Source organism: Caballeronia sp. LZ003, assembly GCF_031451465.1.
Lineage (GTDB): Bacteria > Pseudomonadota > Gammaproteobacteria > Burkholderiales > Burkholderiaceae > Caballeronia.
Window position 1 is genome coordinate 75,579 of sequence record NZ_JARUXJ010000004.1, and the last position, 17,598, is coordinate 93,176.

Here is a 17,598-nt window from a genome sequence, read left to right on the forward strand (position 1 = left end):
TTTGAAGCTGAGAAAAGCCTTGGCAACACAGGCTTACTTTGCGCCCGGATCTTCGTACTGCGGCACGTCTTGATCCTTGCTCGAACTCGACGGCGTGGTTTCCGCCGGCGCTGGCGACTTGCCGCCCATTCCGCCCGCTGGCGCGGCGGCCGCGCCCGGATCGGCGTAATTCGGCAGACCTTGCGCCGCGCTGCCGCCGCCCGTCGCGCCAGGAACGCCCGGCGCGCTCGCGGCATCGGGAGCGGATGCGCCTTCATCGCCATAATCGGGCAACGTCGCCGTCCCGCCGCCCGTCAACAAGTACTGCCGGCGCTGCGTGTAGGCATCGCGCACGAAGGCGTATTTGTCGAGCGCGGCCTGCGAAAGAAGATCCGTCGCGCCGATCAGATCGGCCCGCGCGCTCACGAAATTGATGCCGTACAGCGGCCAGCGGATTTCGTTATCCGCGTAGCTGATCGGGTTCACGCGCCAGTCGACGAGCCACGTCGTCGAGTCCCGGAACGAGCTCGGGCCGAGCAGTGGAATCACGAGATACGGACCGGACGGCACGCCGTAGTGTCCGAGTGTCAAACCGAAGTCCTGATGATGCTTGGGCAAACCGGCCGGCGATGCAATGTCGATCAAACCGCCAAGACCGAACACCGAGTTGATGGCGATCCGCATCAAATCCTGCGTGGCGTCCGTGATCTTCAGTTGCAGCAGGTTGTTGGCGAAGTTGCTGAAGTCGCCGATATTTGAAAAGAAGTTGCTGACAGCCGTGCGGAACGGGCTCGGCGTGTAGTCCACGTAGAACTGCGCGACCGGCTTCGCGACGTAGGTATCGAGCGTGTCGTTGAATTTGAAGATCGTGCGGTTCATCGGTTCGAGCGGATCGCGCGGATTGCGGTCCGGTCCGGTCGCGCATCCCGCGACCAAAAGCGCGCTCGCAATCACCACACTCGTGGCCAGCTTGCGATGCGCACCAGCGGCTAAAGCCGTTCTCATTCTTCGATTCCTCTTAGGTTGTCGTGCCGCTGGCTCGCGCGCAGCTTCGCCCGATCGGCTGCGCGTACACGGCGGGGCTTGCCCATCAATACCGGCTGAAATACCACGGCGCCGATCAGCGTGCACAAAAGCGACAGCGCGAGCAGCCGCCCCATGCTGGATGTGCCGGGGTGATGCGAAAACCACAGACTGCCGAACGCGGTTGCGGTCGTTGCCGCGCTGAACATCACGGCATGCGTGAGACTCGATTGCAGCAAGCGCGTCTGGCCGGAGCGCCACGCCATCACGAAATAGATCTTGAACGCCACGCCGACGCCCAGCATGAGCGGCAACGCGATGATGTTCGCAAAGTTGAGCGGCATCCTGAAGACGACGCACAGTTCCAGCGTGACGATCGCGGAGACGAGCAACGGTACCAAAGTTCGTAAAACATCGCCCAAACGGCGCAAGGCGATCCACAACAACACGGTGATAGCGATCAGCGAGTAGATTGCCGCCTGCTGGAACGCCTTGATGATCGTCTCGGCCGAATGGCGCACGGAGATCGGGCCGCCTATGGCGTTCGGCTCGGCGTGGCGCACGGCATCTGCGAAACGGGCGAGCAGGGTGTCGTCGTTCGGATCGGCGCCCGGCGGCACTTTCGGCGAGACATCGACGAGCGCCTGACCACTCGGCGTAACCCACGTCTCGACCGTTTGCGGCGGCAAGGTGGCGCGCGTGATCTCGACCGGCTGCAACAGCGCGCGCAACTGGCCGAGCGCGAGGCGCAATGGCTCGGCCATCGCGTGGTCGGCGCGATCGCGCGTGGCGGCATCGGCGGCGGCGAGCTTCTTGAGCGTGGCGGAGAGATGCTGCGCTTCGGCCGCGCCCGCGCCGGGGTGATCGTCGGCCGCGAGCGACAGCGCACCCGCGACACGCTTGAGCGTGGCGACGCGCACTTCATCCGTCACGGGCGATGCCACCGGCTGGTTCAGCGCCGGCAGCAACTGATCGGCGGCAGCCTTGATGAGCGCGAGCTTTGCCGGCTGATCGGCCGGAATCAGCGACGACAACGTGGTCGCGCGATCCACTTCCGGCAGCTTCTGGAGCTTCGCCGCGATGCGATCCGCTTCCGCTAGCGAAGGCGCGAGCACCGCGACATCGTTGACCGCGCCCTCGGGTGAATCCTTGAGCGAGGCGAGCGTCGCCATCGACTCCGTATGCGGATCTTTCAGATGCAGCGGGTTGAAGTCGAAGTGCAGATGGAACAGGAGCGGCAACGCGCCGATCACGACGACGAGCGTGCCGATCAGCACCGGCTTGCGATGCCGGTCGAGAAATTCATCGACGGGGGCGAGCACCGGAAAGCCCGGCGCGCTTGCTTCGCCCGGCGGCGCAAACACCTTGATGAGCGCGGGCAGCAAGGTCATGTTGGTGATATACGCGACGAACATGCCGACGCCCGCGATCAACCCGAGTTCCGACACGCCGCGATACGCGGTCGGCAGAAAGGAGAAGAAGCTCGCGGCAGTCGCGGTGGCGGCGAGCGTCAGCGGCACGGCCACATGCCGCGCGGTTTCGGCGAGCGCCACGTCGAGCCGCTTGTGCTTGTGCCGTTCCTCGCGGTATTTCACGCCGAACTGAATGCCGAAGTCCACGCCCAGACCCACGAACAGCACCATGAACGCGACCGAGATCATGTTGAGCGCGTGGACCATCATGAGGCCGAGCGCGGCCGTGATCGCGAGCCCGACGAAGAGCGTGATGAACACCGCAAGAATCATGCGCTTGGAGCGCAACGCAACCCACAGAATGACCAGTACGACCAGGAACGTGAGGATGCCGTTGAGCTCGGCGCCATCGGCCACGGAGGCAAATTCTTCGTCGGCGAGGGGTTGCGCGCCGGTCAGATGCAGCGTCGCGCCGTACTTCTTGTCGAGGTTCAGCCTGGCCGCCACGGCGCGAATTTCGTCCGATGAGCCCGCCGCCGCCTTGAGCGCGTTGAAATCGAGTTCCGGCAACACGGTGACGAACGCGCGCGCCGGTCCGGTGCTCTTTGCGGAATCCGCCACGTCGCGCCAAGAGAAGGCAACCGGCTGATTGGCCAGCACGCCGTCGAGCACGGTCGCGCTCTTGCCGAGCAAGCTGGCCATCTGGCCGAGATTGATCTGGCCTGTCAGCAGCGGCACATTGAGCGTGGTATTCAGCGTCTGCGCGAGGCCGGTGAGTGTCGGGTCGTGCGCGAGCGTGTTGATGAGCGGACGCGCCTGCACGAGCTGCTTCGTGACTTCATCGACCTTGGCGGCGGGTAAGTACAAAAGGCCGTTGTGCTCGAAGAAATCGCCGCCTGAAGGTTGCGACACCGACTTGAAGCGCGCCGGCTCCTGCTTGAGCGCGGCGGCGAGTTCGTTCGCGGCGGCATCGGCGAATTCGGGGGCCGCGGCTTCGACGACGATCAGTAGCGTGGCGCCGCGCTGCGGAAACGCGGCGTCGATTGCCTTGCTGCGCGCGGCCCACTCCGGCTCGTTCTCGATGAGTTGGCTGACATCGGTGCTGATCTTGAAGTGATGGACGACATAAATCGTGCTCAGCACGCCGAGCAGCAGCGAAATGGCGATAATCCACGCCGGACGGCGTATGGCGATGGTGACGAAGCGAGTAATGTTGGACGTCAGCATGAAGACGCTACCTGGTGTGTCCTGTTATTTTTGCGGGCCGCGTGCTGCCGGCGAGATGATGCGCGCCGGCGTCCGGCGATGCCGCGCAAGTATACCGGTCGATGCCGGGCACGAACGCGCCATGCGTCTTGAACTGTCGATGCCCCCGCGTGTCGATATACTGGCTCGACGCGTGCCGGCTGCATCGGCGTTACCGGGTATTGCGCCGTCCCCATACCAATTCCAACCTCAGAACTCATTCAGAGAACGGGTGCCATGAAACGCTATCTGTCCATTTGCTTCGCATTTCTCCTTGCCCTCGGCCTGTCCGGCGAGGTTTTCGCGCAAACTAGCCCCGACGCCGTCGTCAAGGCTGCTGTCGAAGGCACCGTCGACGCGATGAAGGCCGACCCGCAAGCGCGCGGCGGCGACATGGCGAAGATCACACAACTCGTGCAAACGCGCTTTTTGCCCGCCACCGACTTCCAGCGCACGACGCGCATAGCGGTCGGCAAGGCATGGGCCAGCGCCACGCCCGAGCAGCAGAAACAGCTTTACGATCAGTTCCAGACGTTGCTTGTGCGGACCTACGCGGCTTCGTTGTCGCAATTACGCGATCAGGACGTCAAGTTTAGCTTCGAGTCGCCCAAGGCCGATGCGAACGCGCGCGACGTCGTGGTCGAATCGCACGTCGTTTCGACTGGCGGCGACAATCCGGTGCGTTACAGATTGGGTAAGACGGCGCAAGGCTGGAAAATCTACGACATCGACATGATGGGCGCGTGGCTCATCCAGGTCTATCAGCAACAATTCGCGGGGCAACTGCAGAAAGACGGTGTCGATGGGCTGATCAAGTATCTGTCGGAGCACAATTCGCGCTCGGCGGGGTGACATGGAGGCGCAATAGCGCCTGCGACGCCACCTGCACCAGCCAGACTCATGTAATAAGAAACGCGACGGTGATGAGCCGTCGCGTTTTTTTGTTTATGACGCGCTTGTCCCGTTTTCCTATACCATTTGGCCGAGTCTAAAATGACTATCGTTACGTGACCAGGGGCATTATCATGACTGTCAAGCGAGTTTCGAAATCCGAGTTCAAGGCGAAAGCGTTGGAATACTTTCGTCTCGTGGAATCGACAGGAGAACATATGATCGTGACAGACCATGGCAAGCCCGTGCTCGAAGTGCGGCGCTACGACAACTCATCCCTCACGCCGCTGGAGGAATTGCGCGGAAGCGTGTTGCGTTATGACGACCCCATGGAGCCCGTCGGCGAGGACGACTGGGAGGCGCTGGAATGATCGTGCTGGACACGCACACGTTGCTGTGGTGGGTGAGCGGAGCGGCGCTCGGCAAGCAAGCTCGGGCAGCGATCGAGCAAGAATTGGAGGAAGGTGGGGAGATTGTGATCTCGACCATGACCGCATGGGAAATCGCGATGTTGGTGAAGCGAGGCCGGGTTGTCCTCTCCGCGGACGTTGGCGACTGGCTCGACAAAGTGAGTCGAATAGAAGGCGTGCGCTTCGTCCCCGTGGACCGAAACATCGCAGTCAAATCCGCCGATTTGCCGGGCGAGTTCCACAAAGATCCGGCAGACCGCATGATCGTGGCGACGGCGCGTTCGCTTTCTGCACCTCTGGTCACGAAGGACCGGAGAATTCGCGACTATCAACACGTCAAGACCATTTGGTAACCCGAAAACAAGAAGGGCGGACAACCAGAGTCATCCGCCCTTCCATCAACACCACCCTCGGCCATTAATGCGCCGCGGCGGGTGCCTTCGATCCCTTGCCCTTCGACATCCGCCCGATCTCTTCCAGCTTGATCTCGACGTGCTTCGAGAACACGTACTCGGCCGGACGCTGCTTGTCGATCGGCAGATCCTTCGCGTACGCGCCTTCCGTACGCGGGCCGCGCATTGACACACCAAGCGCCTTTAGCGGATGCGCCACGGTATCCATCACGGCGGTGGCTTCGAAGCCGCTATGCACCATGCAGTCAGCACACTTCTCGTAGTTGCCCGTGCCGTACTTTTCCCACTCGGTGGTTTCCATCAGTTCCTTGAAGGTCTTCGCGTAACCTTCACCGAGCAGATAGCACGGACGCTGCCAGCCAAACACCGTGCGCGCCGGGTTGCCCCACGGCGTGCACTGATACGTCTGGTTGCCCGCGAGGAAGTCCAGGAACATGGCCGACTGGCTGAAGGACCAATTCTTGCCGTTGTTGCCGCGCTTGAAAATCTCGCGGAACAACGTCTTGGTCTTGTCGCGGTTCAGGAAGTGCTGCTGATCCGGCGCGCGTTCATAAGCATAGCCGGGCGACACCGTGATGCCGTCCACGCCCATCGGACCGAGCGTATCGAAGAACTTGGCGACGCGATCGGGATCGGCGTCGTTGAACAGCGTGCAATTGATGTTCACGCGGAAACCGCGCCGCTTCGCTTCCTTGATCGCCTTTACGGCCTTGTCGTAGACGCCGTCTTGCGATACCGAGTGATCGTGCGCCTGCTGGTCGCCATCGAGGTGAACGGACCAGACGAAGTACGGGCTCGGCTCGTAATCGTCCATCTTCTTTTCCATCAACAGCGCGTTCGTGCAGAGATACACGAACTTCTTGCGCGCGATGATGCCCTTCACGACCTGCGGCATCTCCTTGTGCAAGAGCGGCTCGCCGCCCGCGATGGAAACGACCGGCGCGTTGCACTCGTCGACCGCGCCCAGGCACTCTTCCAGCGACAGACGCTGGTTGAGAATGGGATCTGGATAGTCGATCTTGCCGCAGCCGTTACACGCCAGATTGCAGCGGAACAGCGGTTCGAGCATCAGTGCAAGCGGGTAGCGCTTGTTGCGCGAAAAATGCTGGCGAAAGATATAGGCGCCAACGCGGACTTTCTGAAGCAGCGGAATAGACAATTGCTTGCTCTCCTTATTCTTCGCGGGTGGCCGTCGCTGCCGTGGTCGCCAGGGCGGCGAGCGGTTGCAACAGCTTCGCGGGGAGTTTGAATTCGACCTTTTCCTCGCGGCCTTCCATCGTCGTGACTTCGACGTGGCCGAACGCGCGCAGGGCATCGATCACATGTTTGACCATTTCCTCGGGCGCCGAAGCACCCGCGGTGATGCCGACAGTCTGCGCCTTTGCAAACCATTCGGCCTTGACTTCCGAACCATCGGCGACGAGATAACTCGGCACGCCGGTTTCCGCGCCGATCTCGCGCAGCCGGTTCGAATTGGAACTGTTCGTGGCGCCTACTACGAGCAAGACATCGACCTGAGTGCTCAACTCGCGCACGGCGGCTTGGCGATTCTGCGTGGCATAACAAATGTCGCGCGTGTCCGGACCCACGATATCGGTGAAACGGCGCTGCAAGGCGTCGATGATGCCGCGTGTGTCATCCACCGAAAGCGTGGTCTGCGTGACATAGGCGACCGGGGCATTGACAGGCAAAGCTAGCGTTTCCACTTCCGCCTCGCTTTGCACCAGCACGACCTTGCCCGGAATCTGCCCGATGGTGCCTTCCACTTCCGGATGCCCCGCGTGGCCGATCAGAATGAGTGTACGGCCTTGCGAGACATACTGCCGGCCCTGCACGTGAACTTTGGTGACGAGCGGGCAAGTGGCGTCCAGCACGTCGAGCCCGCGTGACAGCGCGTCTTTCTCCACCTTCTTCGCGACGCCGTGCGCGCTGAAAATGGCGACCGCGCCGTGTGGCACCTCGTCGAGCTCCTCGACGAAACGTGCGCCCTTGCCGCGCAGATTGTCTACGACATGACGGTTGTGAACGATCTCGTGACGCACATACACCGGTGCGCCATGCCGTTCCAGCGCCCGATCGACGATTTCGATCGCGCGAACCACGCCCGCACAAAAGCCGCGGGGTTGAGCAAGGATGATACGCATATTCGAACGAACTCCGACTGGCGCGGGTTTCGGATCAGGCGGCGCGATGCTCGCGCGTTCCATGGGACCACATTATCGTGCCGGCCATGCCGCAAACGGGCGGCGTGGCGAGCCCGGAATGCAGACCGGAAAAAACGACGTGCCGGGTTCGGTCTGCATGCCGAAGATGACCGCGTATTCTAACTCGTTCCCTTTATGGGTGCTTGTCGCATACGTTCCGGCTGAGCCTTGCGGCACGCGGCAATACGGCGACCGGCATATCCCATTAAACTGTCGGGTGCTCCGGGCGGGGCGCTCGCTCGCCACGGTGCGATTGCGTCGTTTGCGCCTTGTTTGCGTGCCCCGCGCGTTATTCCTTCGTGTATTTTTGGCGCAACGCCCCGGCCCGCTGCAATCCCTGATCCGACCTGATTCAACGCAAGCGCACTCGGTCGTCCGAGCTGCCGCCTTCGACTTTCATCTCATGCTACTGATCGCCTGGCTGTCATTTCTGATCTGGATCGTGTTGCTGTTCGCCCGTGGCGGCTTCTGGCGCGCCCAGCCCGCACCCGCGCTTTCCGCGACGACCGTGCACGCGGTCGGCCAAGCCGAAATTGCCCGTCGCGGCGCGTGGCCGGCGCTCGTGGCCGTGGTGCCCGCGCGTAACGAGGCCGACGTGATCGGCCGCGCGGTCGGCTCGCTACTCAGGCAAGACTACGCGGGCGCGTTCCACGTGATCGTCGTGGACGATCACAGCACCGACGGCACCGCCGCCGCCGCACTCGCCGCCGCCCGCGATCTCGGGCTCGATGACCGTCTGACCGTGCTCACCGCGCAACCGTTGCCGCCTGGCTGGTCGGGCAAGGTATGGGCGCAGTCGCAGGGCATCGGTGCTATCGATTCGCTCGGCCTGCCCGCCGAATTCCTTCTGCTTACCGATGCCGACATCTACCATCCGGCCGATGCCGCCACGCAACTCGTCGCGCGCACGATTTTAGAAGACCGCGATCTCGTCTCGCTGATGGTGCGGCTGCGCTGCGACTCGCCGTGGGAGAAGGCGCTGATTCCAGCGTTCGTGTTCTTCTTCGCGAAGTTGTATCCGTTCGCGTGGGTCAACGACGTGCGGAAAATGACCTCGGGTGCGGCCGGCGGCTGCATGCTGGTGCGCCGTTCGGCGCTGGTGGAGGCAGGCGGTATCGAGTCGATCCGGCAGGAACTCATCGACGATTGCAGTCTTGCCGCGCGCATCAAGCATCGCGCGGGGCGCAACGGCGCGCGGCCCATTCGGCTCGATCTGGCCGAATCGAGCGAGTCGCTGCGTCCGTACGATCACTGGCGCGAAATCTGGAACATGATCGCGCGCACCGCGTTCACGCAGTTGCGCTACTCGCCGCTTCTGCTCGCGGGTACGGTGCTGGGCATGGTGGTGATCTATCTCGCGCCGCCGTTGTTGGCGCTCACGATGGGCGCGCGTGCCTGGCCCGCCTGCGCGGCGTGGGCGCTCATGTGCATTGCGTATGGGCCGATGCTGCGCTACTACCGGCGTTCGCTGCTGTGGGCGCCGTTCCTGCCGCTGGTGGCGCTGTTCTACGTGAGCGCGACGATCGGCTCGGCCGTGCGTTACTGGAGCGGCAAGGGCGGTCAGTGGAAGGCGCGCGTGCAGGCGCCGACGCAGGAAGGCTCCTGACCGACTTAAACGCGCGTTACTTCTTCGTCAGAAGGGCATACATCTCGACGACGGCGTGCGGCGAAAACGTGAACGGCACCCAGCCGTGTCCGCCGTGACGCATGATGAGCAGTCGATCCCCGTTTGCGTGCTTCTGCACGGCCATCAGCGGGTTTTTCGTTGCCGCGAAACGCCAGCCGGGCGCGATGCCGCCAGGCTGATCCGGCGTCATCGATGCACGCACGTTCGCCAATTCCTCGATCAGCTCCGACACGCCTTCGGGACTCAGCAGCACCGATTGGCCGGCGATCGTCATTTCGATTGCATCGCGGTCGGGGCGCGAGACGGTCAGCGTAGGCTTTTCCGCAGGTCTTGCGGCTTGTTCGCGCTCGGCTTCGGCGCCGAGCGGCGTGGGTTCCGCAGCGGGCGCGACGGGCTCGGCGCTCGTCACGCGCATGGGCAGCGGAGCGGGTTGGTCGTCTGGAGAAGTAGCGGACTGGAGGAGCGTGTCGAGGCTCGACTCCAGCGCGCCGAGCTGGTCATGTAGATTCATGCGAAGGTATCTGTGTCTTTCGATGCTGGCAGCGAGACCGTGATTTTACCTTCTCCGTCAGGAGCCACCGGGCACACGTTGTAACGAAATGCTTGGAAACGGCTGCCGATGAAGCGCTTCGCCGTTCCCCGCCGCAAAGAAAAAGGCGTCTTCCGGATTGCTCCGGAAGACGCCTTTCGAGACGGCGCCGACTACTTTACTTCGCGCGTGCCTGTGCTTCGGTCAGTGCTGCGTTGAGTGTCTTGCTCGGACGCATCACCGTTTCGAGCTTGGCCGGGTCCGGCTGATAGTACCCGCCGATATCCGCCGCATTGCCCTGCACGGCGTTGAGTTCGTCGATGATCTTCTGCTCGTTGTCGCCTAGTTGCTTCGCGAGCGGCGCGAACAGTTCGGCGAGTGCGCGGTCTTCCGACTGGTTCGCGAGTTCCTGCGCCCAGTACATGGCCAGATAGAACTGGCTGCCGCGATTGTCAAGCTGACCGGTCTTCGGCGACGGGCTCTTGTTGTTGTCGAGCAGCTTGCCGGTGGCGGCATCCAGCGCCTTCGCGACGAGTTTCGCGCGCGCGTTGTCGTTCTTGATGCCGAGTTCTTCCAGCGATACCGCCAGCGCCAGAAACTCGCCGAGCGAATCCCAGCGCAAATGGTTTTCTTCGACCAGTTGCTTGACATGCTTCGGCGCCGAGCCGCCCGCGCCGGTTTCGTACAGGCCGCCGCCCGCCATCAGCGGAACGATGGAGAGCATCTTCGCGCTGGTGCCGAGTTCCATGATCGGGAACAGGTCGGTCAGGTAGTCGCGCAGGATGTTGCCCGTCACCGAGATCGTGTCCATGCCGCGGATCACGCGTTCGAGCGTGTAACGCATGGCGCGCACCTGCGACATGATCTGGATGTCGAGGCCCGTGGTGTCATGGTCCTTGAGATACGTCTCGACCTTCTTGATGAGCTCGTTTTCGTGCGGACGGTACGGGTCGAGCCAGAACACGGCCGGTGTGCCCGAGTTCTTCACGCGCGTGACGGCGAGCTTGACCCAGTCGCGGATGGGCGCGTCTTTCACGAGACACATGCGCCAGATGTCGCCTTGCTCGACTTCCTGCGTGAGCGAATCGAGCACTTCGTTGGTCGCGTTATCGACGATACGCGCCGTGCCGGCTTCGCTGATCTCGAAAGTCTTGTCGTGCGAGCCGTATTCTTCGGCCTTCTGCGCCATCAGGCCGACGTTCGGCACCGTGCCCATGGTGCGCGGATCGAACGCGCCATTGGTCTTGCAGAAGTTGATGATTTCCTGATAGATGCGCGCGAACGTGCTTTCCGGGATCAGACACTTGGTGTCTTGCGGACGGCCGTCGGCGCCCCACATCTTGCCGCCCGCGCGGATCATGGCGGGCATGGACGCGTCGACGATCACGTCGTTCGGTGCGTGCAGGTTCGAGATGCCTTTAGCGGAATCGACCATGGCGAGCGCCGGGCGATGTTCATGACAGGCGTGCAGGTCGCGGATGACTTCATCGCGCTGCGATTCCGGCAGCGTGTCGATTTTCGAGTAGAGATCGACCAAGCCGTTGTTCACGTTGACGCCGAGTTCCTCGAAGAGCTTCGCGTGCTTGGCGAACGCGTCTTTATAGAACACCTTGACCGCATGACCGAACACGATGGGGTGCGAAACCTTCATCATGGTCGCCTTCACGTGCAGCGAAAGCATGACGCCCGTCTTGTGCGCGTCTTCCATCTGGTCTTCGTAGAACGCCACGAGCGCGTTCTTGCTCATGAACATGCTGTCGACGATCTCGCCTTCCTGCAGCTTGACCTTCGGCTTCAACACGATGGTTTCGCCGCGCTTCGTGACGAGTTCCATGCGCACTTCACGAGCCTGGTCGTTGGTGATGGACTTTTCGCCGTGATAGAAGTCGCCATGCTTCATGTGCGCGACGTGCGTACGCGACGCCATGCTCCATTCGCCCATGCTGTGCGGATGCTTCTTCGCAAAGTTCTTGACCGCGAGCGGCGCGCGGCGGTCCGAGTTGCCTTCGCGCAGCACCGGGTTCACGGCCGAGCCGAGGCACTTGGAGTAGCGCTGACGAATGGCCTTCTCTTCGTCGTTCTTCGGCTCTTCGGGATAGTCGGGCAGCTTGTAGCCCTTCGACTGCAATTCCTTGATCGCGCTGATCAGCTGATGCAGCGACGCGCTGATGTTCGGCAGCTTGATGATGTTGGTGTCTTCGAACTGCGTGAGCTTGCCGAGTTCGGCGAGGTTATCCGGCACGCGCTGTTCTTCGCTCAGAAACTCGGGAAACTCGCCGAGGATACGCGCGGCGACCGAGATGTCGCTCGTTTCGACATTGACGCCGGCCGGCGCGATGAAAGTGCGGACGATCGGCAGAAAGGCGCTGGTTGCGAGCAGCGGAGCTTCGTCGGTCAGGGTGTAGATGATAGTGGGTTGCTGATTACTCATCGCTTGTCTCGACTTCGCAGAACAGGTTGGAAAAAAGCGCCGGCTGCATTCACCCTTCCGGCCGTGAATCCGCTATTTTGCATGATTTTGAGGGGCGCGCGTGTGAAAGCTGGTCGCCGCGCGGGCGTAAATCGAAGCATTTTCATTTCAAATCAATAACTTGGAGATTTTTGGGTCTTATAGAAGAGTTGAGCCAATCTCGCAATGCGGAACGTTGCACTGTCAACTGCCCAGATAGCCGTTCGCACGGAACCAGTCGAGCGCGTCCTTGAGTCCTTCGCGATACGGCCGCGCGCTGTAGCCTAGTTCCCGCTCCGCCTTTGCCGACGTGAAGTACATCTTGTTCTTCGACATGCGCAGTGCGTCCACCGTCACGAACGGCTCCTTGCCGCTGAATTTGGCGAACATCTCCGCGCCCACGGCGAGCGGATAAAGCGGCCCGCGCGGCAGCTTGATGGTCGGTGGCTTCCTCCCGACGAATCCGGCGATGTCCGCGAGCATCTGCTGCAATGGCAGATTCTCGCCCCCCAAAATATAACGTTCACCGATCTTGCCGCGTTCGAGCGCAAGAAAGTGGCCGTTGGCGACATCATCGACATGGACGAGATTCAGGCCCGTATCGACGAAAGCGGGAATCTTCCCTGTCGCCGCTTCGACGATGATGCGCCCGGTAGGCGTCGGCCGCACATCGCGCGGACCGATGGGCGTCGAAGGATTCACGATCACCGCCGGTAACGCGTCGTTCGCGACCATGCGCTCGACGGCGCGCTCCGCCATCACCTTGCTGCGCTTGTACGCGCCAATGGTGCTCGCCGTGTCCGACGGCTTCGTCTCATCCGAGATTGCGCCCGAACTCGTGACCTTGAGCGTCGCCACGCTGCTCGTGTAGACGATGCGCTCCACACCTTCGGCCAGCGCCGCGCGCATGGTCGCCTCGGTGCCCTGCAGGTTCGCGCGCTCGATTTCGCCCGGGTCCGGCGCCCAGATTCGGTAATCGGCGGCCACATGGAACAGATAGCGCACGCCCTTCAGCGCGGCGCGCATCGAGGCTTCGTCGCGCATGTCTCCGACGACGATCTCGGCATCGAGCGCTTCGACGTTCTTGCGCGGACTCGTGGCGCGGACCAGCACGCGCACCTTGAAACCGCGCTCGATCGCGAGCCGCGCAACCGCCGAACCCACGAAACCGGAGGCTCCCGTGACAAGCACGCGTGAGCCGGAAAATTCAGTCATTCTTACCTCGCCCTTACATTTGCGCGGCCGTTTTTTCGTAACAAGTGCCGCGCGACAATGGATGCGTCAAGAACCCGCAAAGCCAGATATGACAAGGGCTTGCGGGTCGTGCTATGGTCCGGACCTGCCTGCTTTGTAGGCGCTTTTGCAAAACATGAACATCCTGGTCAACGATGCCCCAAGACACTCGAAGCCACGCCTCGTGGATTTACCTTGCCATTGCGATCGCGCTTGCCGTCGTGTTCGCCATCGACTTGCTCACGCCCACGCGTCTCGCGATCTGGGTGTTTTACGTGCTGCCGGTCGTGTTGTGCATGTGGCTCGACAAGCCGCCTGCGCCGATTATCGTCGCGGGCGCGTCTTCGGTGCTGATGATCGGCGGCTACGTCTTCTCCAACGCTGAACCCACCGCAAACCACGAAGTCCTGCAACTCAATCGCGCGATGGGCATTTTCGTGTTGCTCGTGGTGTCGGCGGTGGCGCACCTGTATATCAAATCGCGGCTCGCGGTACAACGGACCACGTGGCTGCAGCAGGGCATCATGCAGATGAGCCTGCAATTGCGCGGCGAACAGTCTCCGGCTTCGATCGGCGTCAGCATGCTTCGTTCGCTCGTTCCGTATGTCAACGCAAAAGTCGGCGTGGTTTATACGTTCGAAGCCGATACGCTCACGCGCGTCGCCGGCTGGGCGCTTCCCGACGAAGACAGCGCGCCGCGCCGCATTGCGCGCGGCGTCGGGCTCGCGGGTCAGGCGGTCGAGGACAAGCGTATCCTGCAAATGCGCGATGCGTCCGCGCACTATCTGAAAGCCGGCTCCGCGCTGGGCACGGTTGCCGCGTCGAGCGTAGTAGTCGCGCCCGTCATGGCCGATGGCGAAGTGATGGGCGTCGTCGAGCTCGGCTTTGTCGGCGACGAAGGACGCTTCAACGACAGCCGCGAGCTGCTCGAAATGGCATCGGAAGCGATGGGCATGGCGTTGCGCTCGGCGCGGTATCGCGTGAGGCTCGTCGAACTGCTCGAAGAGACACAGCGTCAGAGCGAGGAATTGCAGGTGCAGCAGGAAGAATTGCGCGTCTCGAACGAAGAACTCGAGGAACGCGGCCGCGCCCTGCAGGACTCGCAGGCGCGGCTAGAACAGCAGCAGGCCGAACTCGAACAGACCAATGTGCAGCTCGAAGAGCATTCGCAGAATCTAGAACGGCAGAAGGCCGAACTGCTTCAGGCGCAGCAGGAACTGACCGCGAACGCGTTGCAGATGGAGCGCGCGAGCCAGTACAAGTCGGAGTTCCTGGCGAACATGTCGCATGAATTGCGCACGCCGCTCAATAGTTCGCTGATCCTCGCCAAGCTCCTGCAGGACAACAAGCAAGGCAATCTCTCCGACGAGCAGGTGCGCTACGCGGCGACCATCCACTCGTCGAACAGCGATCTGCTTTCGCTCATCAACGACATTCTCGATCTCTCGAAAGTCGAAGCGGGCCAGATGGATGTGCAGTTCGCGCCCGCTTCCGTCGATTCGATTCTGCAAGCGCTCAAGCAATCCTTCGCGCCGGTCGCGGCCAGCAAGGGGCTCGAGTTCTTCACCGTGCATGGCGAGAACGTGCCGGAGTATTTCGTCACCGACAACCAGCGGCTCTTGCAGGTGCTGCGCAATCTGCTGTCCAACGCGTTCAAGTTCACCGAGCGCGGCAGCGTGACGATCGCGGTGGAACGCGCGAACGAACAGGCACTGCGGTTCGAGGTTCGCGACACGGGCATCGGCATTGCGCGCGACAAGCAAGACCTGATCTTCCAGGCGTTCCAGCAGGCGGACGGCACCACGAGCCGTCGATACGGCGGCAGCGGACTCGGCCTTTCGATCTCGCGCGAATTCTCGCGTTTGCTCGGCGGCTCGGTCGGCGTATCGAGCGAAGTCGGCAAAGGCAGCGTGTTCTCGGTGACGCTGCCGATCGCCACGCGCGAAGGCACCGTCACCGCGAAGCTCGACACCATCGGACATATGCGCGAGCCCGAGCCCGCCGCCGTGCGCGATCCTGCCTTGGTGCCGGTCGCGCCTTCGCCGGCTCCGCAAGAACGCCCGGCGCCGCAACCTCCGCAGGCGTCGATGCCCGAGCCAAAAGGTATCGCCGACGACCGCGCGGACCGCAAGCGGCCGGGGCGCGTGATCCTCGTCATCGAGGACGATCAGCCTTTCGCGCATATCCTCTACGATCTCGCGCACGAACTCGATTTCGATTGCGTGCATGCGGCAAGCGCCACGCAAGGCGTGGAACTGGCGCGTTCGCTGCAACCCAATGGCATCCTGCTCGACATCGGCTTGCCGGACCAGTCGGGCCTCACCGTGCTCGAATGGCTGAAACACGATCCGCTCACGCGTCATATCCCGATCCACATCGTCTCCGCGACGGATCACGCCGATGTCGCGCTGCATCTCGGCGCAATCGGCTACACGCTCAAACCGAGCGCACGCGACGATCTCGCGCAGGCCATCCTCAAGCTCGAAGCGCGCTCGTCGCAAGGCATGCGGCGCGTGCTCGTGGTCGAGGACGATCCGGCCTTACGTCAGAGCATTCATGCGTTGCTCGCGAGCGAAACCGTGGGAATCGTGGAAGCGGGCTCCATCGCCGAAGCACTCGACGAGATGAAAAGCGCCGCGTTCGATTGCGTCGTGATGGACCTGGCGCTGCCCGACGGTTCCGGCTACGAACTGCTCGAACGCGTTTCGACGAGCAGCGGACACGGCTCGCCGCCAGTGATCGTCTACACGGGCCGCATGCTCTCGCAAGAGGAAGAGCAGCGCCTGCGCCGTTATTCGAAATCGATCATCATCAAGGGTGCGAAGTCGCCGGAGCGTCTGCTCGATGAAGTGACGCTCTTTTTGCATAGCGTGGAAAGCGCGTTGCCGCCCGAGCAGCAACGCATGCTGCGCGCGGCGCGTCAGCGCGACGACGTGTTCGAAGGCCGCACGATCCTGCTCGCCGAAGACGACGTGCGCAATATCTTCGCGCTGTCGCGCGTGATCGAGCCGCTCGGCGCCACGCTGGAGATCGCGCGCAACGGCCGCGAGGCGCTCGAAGCGCTCGCGCGTCCCAACGAGATTGACCTCGTTCTGATGGACGTGATGATGCCCGAGATGGACGGCCTCACCGCCATGACCGAGATTCGCAAGCAGCATGAGCACGCGCGGCTGCCGATCATCGCGCTGACGGCGAAGGCCATGCAGAGCGATCGCCAGAAATGTCTCGAGGCGGGTGCGGACGACTACATATCCAAACCCATCGATGTCGATAAGCTCGTATCGCTGTGCCGCGTCTGGTTGCGGCAGCGTTGACGTGAGATGTCAGATCAGACGGCCCACTTGATGAACGAAAGCATGCACGACGAAGAAGCCACGTTCGATATCGAACTGAAGCTGATTCTGGAGGCCATCTACCTCAAGTATCAGCACGACTTCCGGCACTATTCGGTGAGTTCGCTGCGGCGCAGGCTCGGCCAGGCAGTGCGCGATCTCGAATGCGCGACGCTCTCGCAATTGCAGGAGCGCATTCTGCGCGACCCGTCGCTCTTCGGCAGGCTATTCCAGTACCTCACCGTGCAGGTGAGCGAGATGTTCCGCGACCCGCAGTATTTTCGTGCGATTCGCGAGACGATCGTGCCGATTCTGCAGACTTATCCTTCGATCAAGGTATGGGTCGCGGGATGCAGCAGCGGCGAGGAACTGTGGTCGCTCGCGGTGCTGTTCGCCGAGGAACGGCTCGCCGAGCGCACCGTGTTCTACGCGACCGACATCAACGCGGAAGCCTTGCGTATAGCGGAAAACGGCATCTATTCGCTGGATCGCATGGCGGGGTTCAGCCAGAACTACCTCGCGGCGGGTGGCAAGCGTTCGCTCTCCGACTACTATCACGCGGCCTATGGCGCGGCGAAATTCTCGCAGACGCTCAAGTCGCGTGTGGTGTTCGCGGACCACAGCCTCGCCACGGACAGCGTGTTTCTAGAAGCGCATCTCGTCTCGTGCCGCAACGTGCTGATCTATTTCGACCGCGCGTTGCAGGACCGCGCGCTCGGCCTGTTCAGCGAGTCGCTCGTGCGGCGCGGCTTTCTCGGACTCGGCAGCAAGGAGAGCCTGCGTTTTTCGAAGCATGCGGACCAGTTCGCCGACTTCAATCCGCGCGAGCGGCTTTATCAGAAGGTGTAGCG

The 17,598-nt window shown here is 62.3% G+C and carries 13 protein-coding genes; 6 read left to right on the forward strand and 7 right to left on the reverse strand.

What is annotated here, in order from left to right:
* Positions 1 to 33: 33 nt before the first annotated feature.
* Both QCE79_RS24440 and QCE79_RS24445 read right to left on the reverse strand, forming a co-directional pair.
* On the reverse strand, positions 34 to 984 hold the full coding sequence (locus QCE79_RS24440) for a VacJ family lipoprotein (RefSeq protein WP_244828864.1): 951 nt from the start codon (positions 982 to 984) through the stop codon (positions 34 to 36).
* Positions 981 to 3,641, reverse strand: coding sequence for an MMPL family transporter (locus tag QCE79_RS24445; protein ID WP_309848333.1), 2,661 nt, complete (start codon positions 3,639 to 3,641; stop codon positions 981 to 983). Before QCE79_RS24445 ends, QCE79_RS24440 begins: the two co-directional genes overlap by 4 nt.
* Positions 3,642 to 3,896: 255 nt before the next feature.
* On the opposite strand from QCE79_RS24445, the gene QCE79_RS24450 reads away from it, so the two are divergent.
* From QCE79_RS24450 to QCE79_RS24460, 3 genes are all read left to right on the forward strand, one after another.
* Positions 3,897 to 4,511, forward strand: a complete 615-nt coding sequence (locus QCE79_RS24450) for a phospholipid-binding protein MlaC (RefSeq protein WP_250492951.1) — start codon at positions 3,897 to 3,899, stop codon at positions 4,509 to 4,511.
* 170 nt (positions 4,512 to 4,681) lie between these two features.
* Positions 4,682 to 4,921: a type II toxin-antitoxin system Phd/YefM family antitoxin gene (locus QCE79_RS24455; protein WP_404989436.1), complete on the forward strand. Its 240-nt coding sequence runs from the start codon at positions 4,682 to 4,684 to the stop codon at positions 4,919 to 4,921.
* Complete coding sequence (locus QCE79_RS24460; protein WP_309848335.1) at positions 4,918 to 5,313, forward strand: type II toxin-antitoxin system VapC family toxin; 396 nt, start codon at positions 4,918 to 4,920, stop codon at positions 5,311 to 5,313. Before QCE79_RS24455 ends, QCE79_RS24460 begins: the two co-directional genes overlap by 4 nt.
* A gap of 64 nt (positions 5,314 to 5,377) precedes the next feature.
* Here the strand turns inward: QCE79_RS24460 and hpnH are convergent, their stop codons facing one another.
* Positions 5,378 to 6,532, reverse strand: coding sequence for an adenosyl-hopene transferase HpnH (gene hpnH, locus QCE79_RS24465; protein WP_309848336.1), 1,155 nt, complete (start codon positions 6,530 to 6,532; stop codon positions 5,378 to 5,380).
* Between the two features lie 13 nt (positions 6,533 to 6,545).
* Positions 6,546 to 7,517: a 4-hydroxy-3-methylbut-2-enyl diphosphate reductase gene (ispH, locus tag QCE79_RS24470; protein WP_250510437.1), complete on the reverse strand. Its 972-nt coding sequence runs from the start codon at positions 7,515 to 7,517 to the stop codon at positions 6,546 to 6,548.
* Positions 7,518 to 7,980: 463 nt separating this feature from the next.
* On the opposite strand from ispH, the gene QCE79_RS24475 reads away from it, so the two are divergent.
* The gene (locus tag QCE79_RS24475; protein ID WP_309848337.1) at positions 7,981 to 9,183 is read left to right on the forward strand and encodes a glycosyltransferase; all 1,203 of its coding nucleotides are present in this window, start codon (positions 7,981 to 7,983) and stop codon (positions 9,181 to 9,183) included.
* Positions 9,184 to 9,199: 16 nt separating this feature from the next.
* Here QCE79_RS24475 and QCE79_RS24480 read toward each other — a convergent pair whose 3' ends face one another.
* The 3 genes from QCE79_RS24480 to hpnA all read right to left on the reverse strand — a co-directional run bounded on the left by QCE79_RS24480 (position 9,200) and on the right by hpnA (position 13,397).
* The gene (locus tag QCE79_RS24480) at positions 9,200 to 9,715 is read right to left on the reverse strand and encodes a hypothetical protein (RefSeq protein ID WP_309848338.1); all 516 of its coding nucleotides are present in this window, start codon (positions 9,713 to 9,715) and stop codon (positions 9,200 to 9,202) included.
* 196 nt (positions 9,716 to 9,911) lie between these two features.
* The gene (locus QCE79_RS24485; RefSeq protein ID WP_250467572.1) at positions 9,912 to 12,164 is read right to left on the reverse strand and encodes an NADP-dependent isocitrate dehydrogenase; all 2,253 of its coding nucleotides are present in this window, start codon (positions 12,162 to 12,164) and stop codon (positions 9,912 to 9,914) included.
* Between the two features lie 222 nt (positions 12,165 to 12,386).
* Positions 12,387 to 13,397 carry a hopanoid-associated sugar epimerase gene (hpnA, locus tag QCE79_RS24490; protein WP_309848339.1) on the reverse strand — a complete coding sequence of 337 codons (1,011 nt, stop codon included), beginning with the start codon at positions 13,395 to 13,397 and terminating at the stop codon, positions 12,387 to 12,389.
* A 173-nt stretch (positions 13,398 to 13,570) separates the two neighbouring features.
* Between hpnA and QCE79_RS24495 the strand changes: the two genes are divergently transcribed.
* Both QCE79_RS24495 and QCE79_RS24500 read left to right on the forward strand, forming a co-directional pair.
* Positions 13,571 to 16,729, forward strand: coding sequence for a response regulator (locus QCE79_RS24495; RefSeq protein ID WP_250510435.1), 3,159 nt, complete (start codon positions 13,571 to 13,573; stop codon positions 16,727 to 16,729).
* 30 nt (positions 16,730 to 16,759) lie between these two features.
* A complete protein-coding gene (locus QCE79_RS24500; protein ID WP_244828854.1) occupies positions 16,760 to 17,596 on the forward strand; it encodes a protein-glutamate O-methyltransferase CheR in 837 nt (278 codons plus the stop codon).
* Positions 17,597 to 17,598: the final 2 nt, after the last annotated feature.

What these genes read in the sequence shown, in the direction of transcription:
- QCE79_RS24445 (WP_309848333.1), bottom strand. Translation starts at nt 3,641, where the DNA reads ATGCTGACGTCCAACATTACTCGCTTCGTCACCATCGCCATACGCCGT.
- QCE79_RS24460 (WP_309848335.1), top strand. Translation starts at nt 4,918, where the DNA reads ATGATCGTGCTGGACACGCACACGTTGCTGTGGTGGGTGAGCGGAGCG.
- hpnA (WP_309848339.1), bottom strand. Translation starts at nt 13,397, where the DNA reads ATGACTGAATTTTCCGGCTCACGCGTGCTTGTCACGGGAGCCTCCGGT.
- QCE79_RS24495 (WP_250510435.1), top strand. Translation starts at nt 13,571, where the DNA reads ATGCCCCAAGACACTCGAAGCCACGCCTCGTGGATTTACCTTGCCATT.
- ispH (WP_250510437.1), bottom strand. Translation starts at nt 7,517, where the DNA reads ATGCGTATCATCCTTGCTCAACCCCGCGGCTTTTGTGCGGGCGTGGTT.
- QCE79_RS24450 (WP_250492951.1), top strand. Translation starts at nt 3,897, where the DNA reads ATGAAACGCTATCTGTCCATTTGCTTCGCATTTCTCCTTGCCCTCGGC.
- QCE79_RS24440 (WP_244828864.1), bottom strand. Translation starts at nt 984, where the DNA reads ATGAGAACGGCTTTAGCCGCTGGTGCGCATCGCAAGCTGGCCACGAGT.
- QCE79_RS24475 (WP_309848337.1), top strand. Translation starts at nt 7,981, where the DNA reads ATGCTACTGATCGCCTGGCTGTCATTTCTGATCTGGATCGTGTTGCTG.
- QCE79_RS24480 (WP_309848338.1), bottom strand. Translation starts at nt 9,715, where the DNA reads ATGAATCTACATGACCAGCTCGGCGCGCTGGAGTCGAGCCTCGACACG.
- QCE79_RS24500 (WP_244828854.1), top strand. Translation starts at nt 16,760, where the DNA reads ATGAACGAAAGCATGCACGACGAAGAAGCCACGTTCGATATCGAACTG.
- QCE79_RS24485 (WP_250467572.1), bottom strand. Translation starts at nt 12,164, where the DNA reads ATGAGTAATCAGCAACCCACTATCATCTACACCCTGACCGACGAAGCT.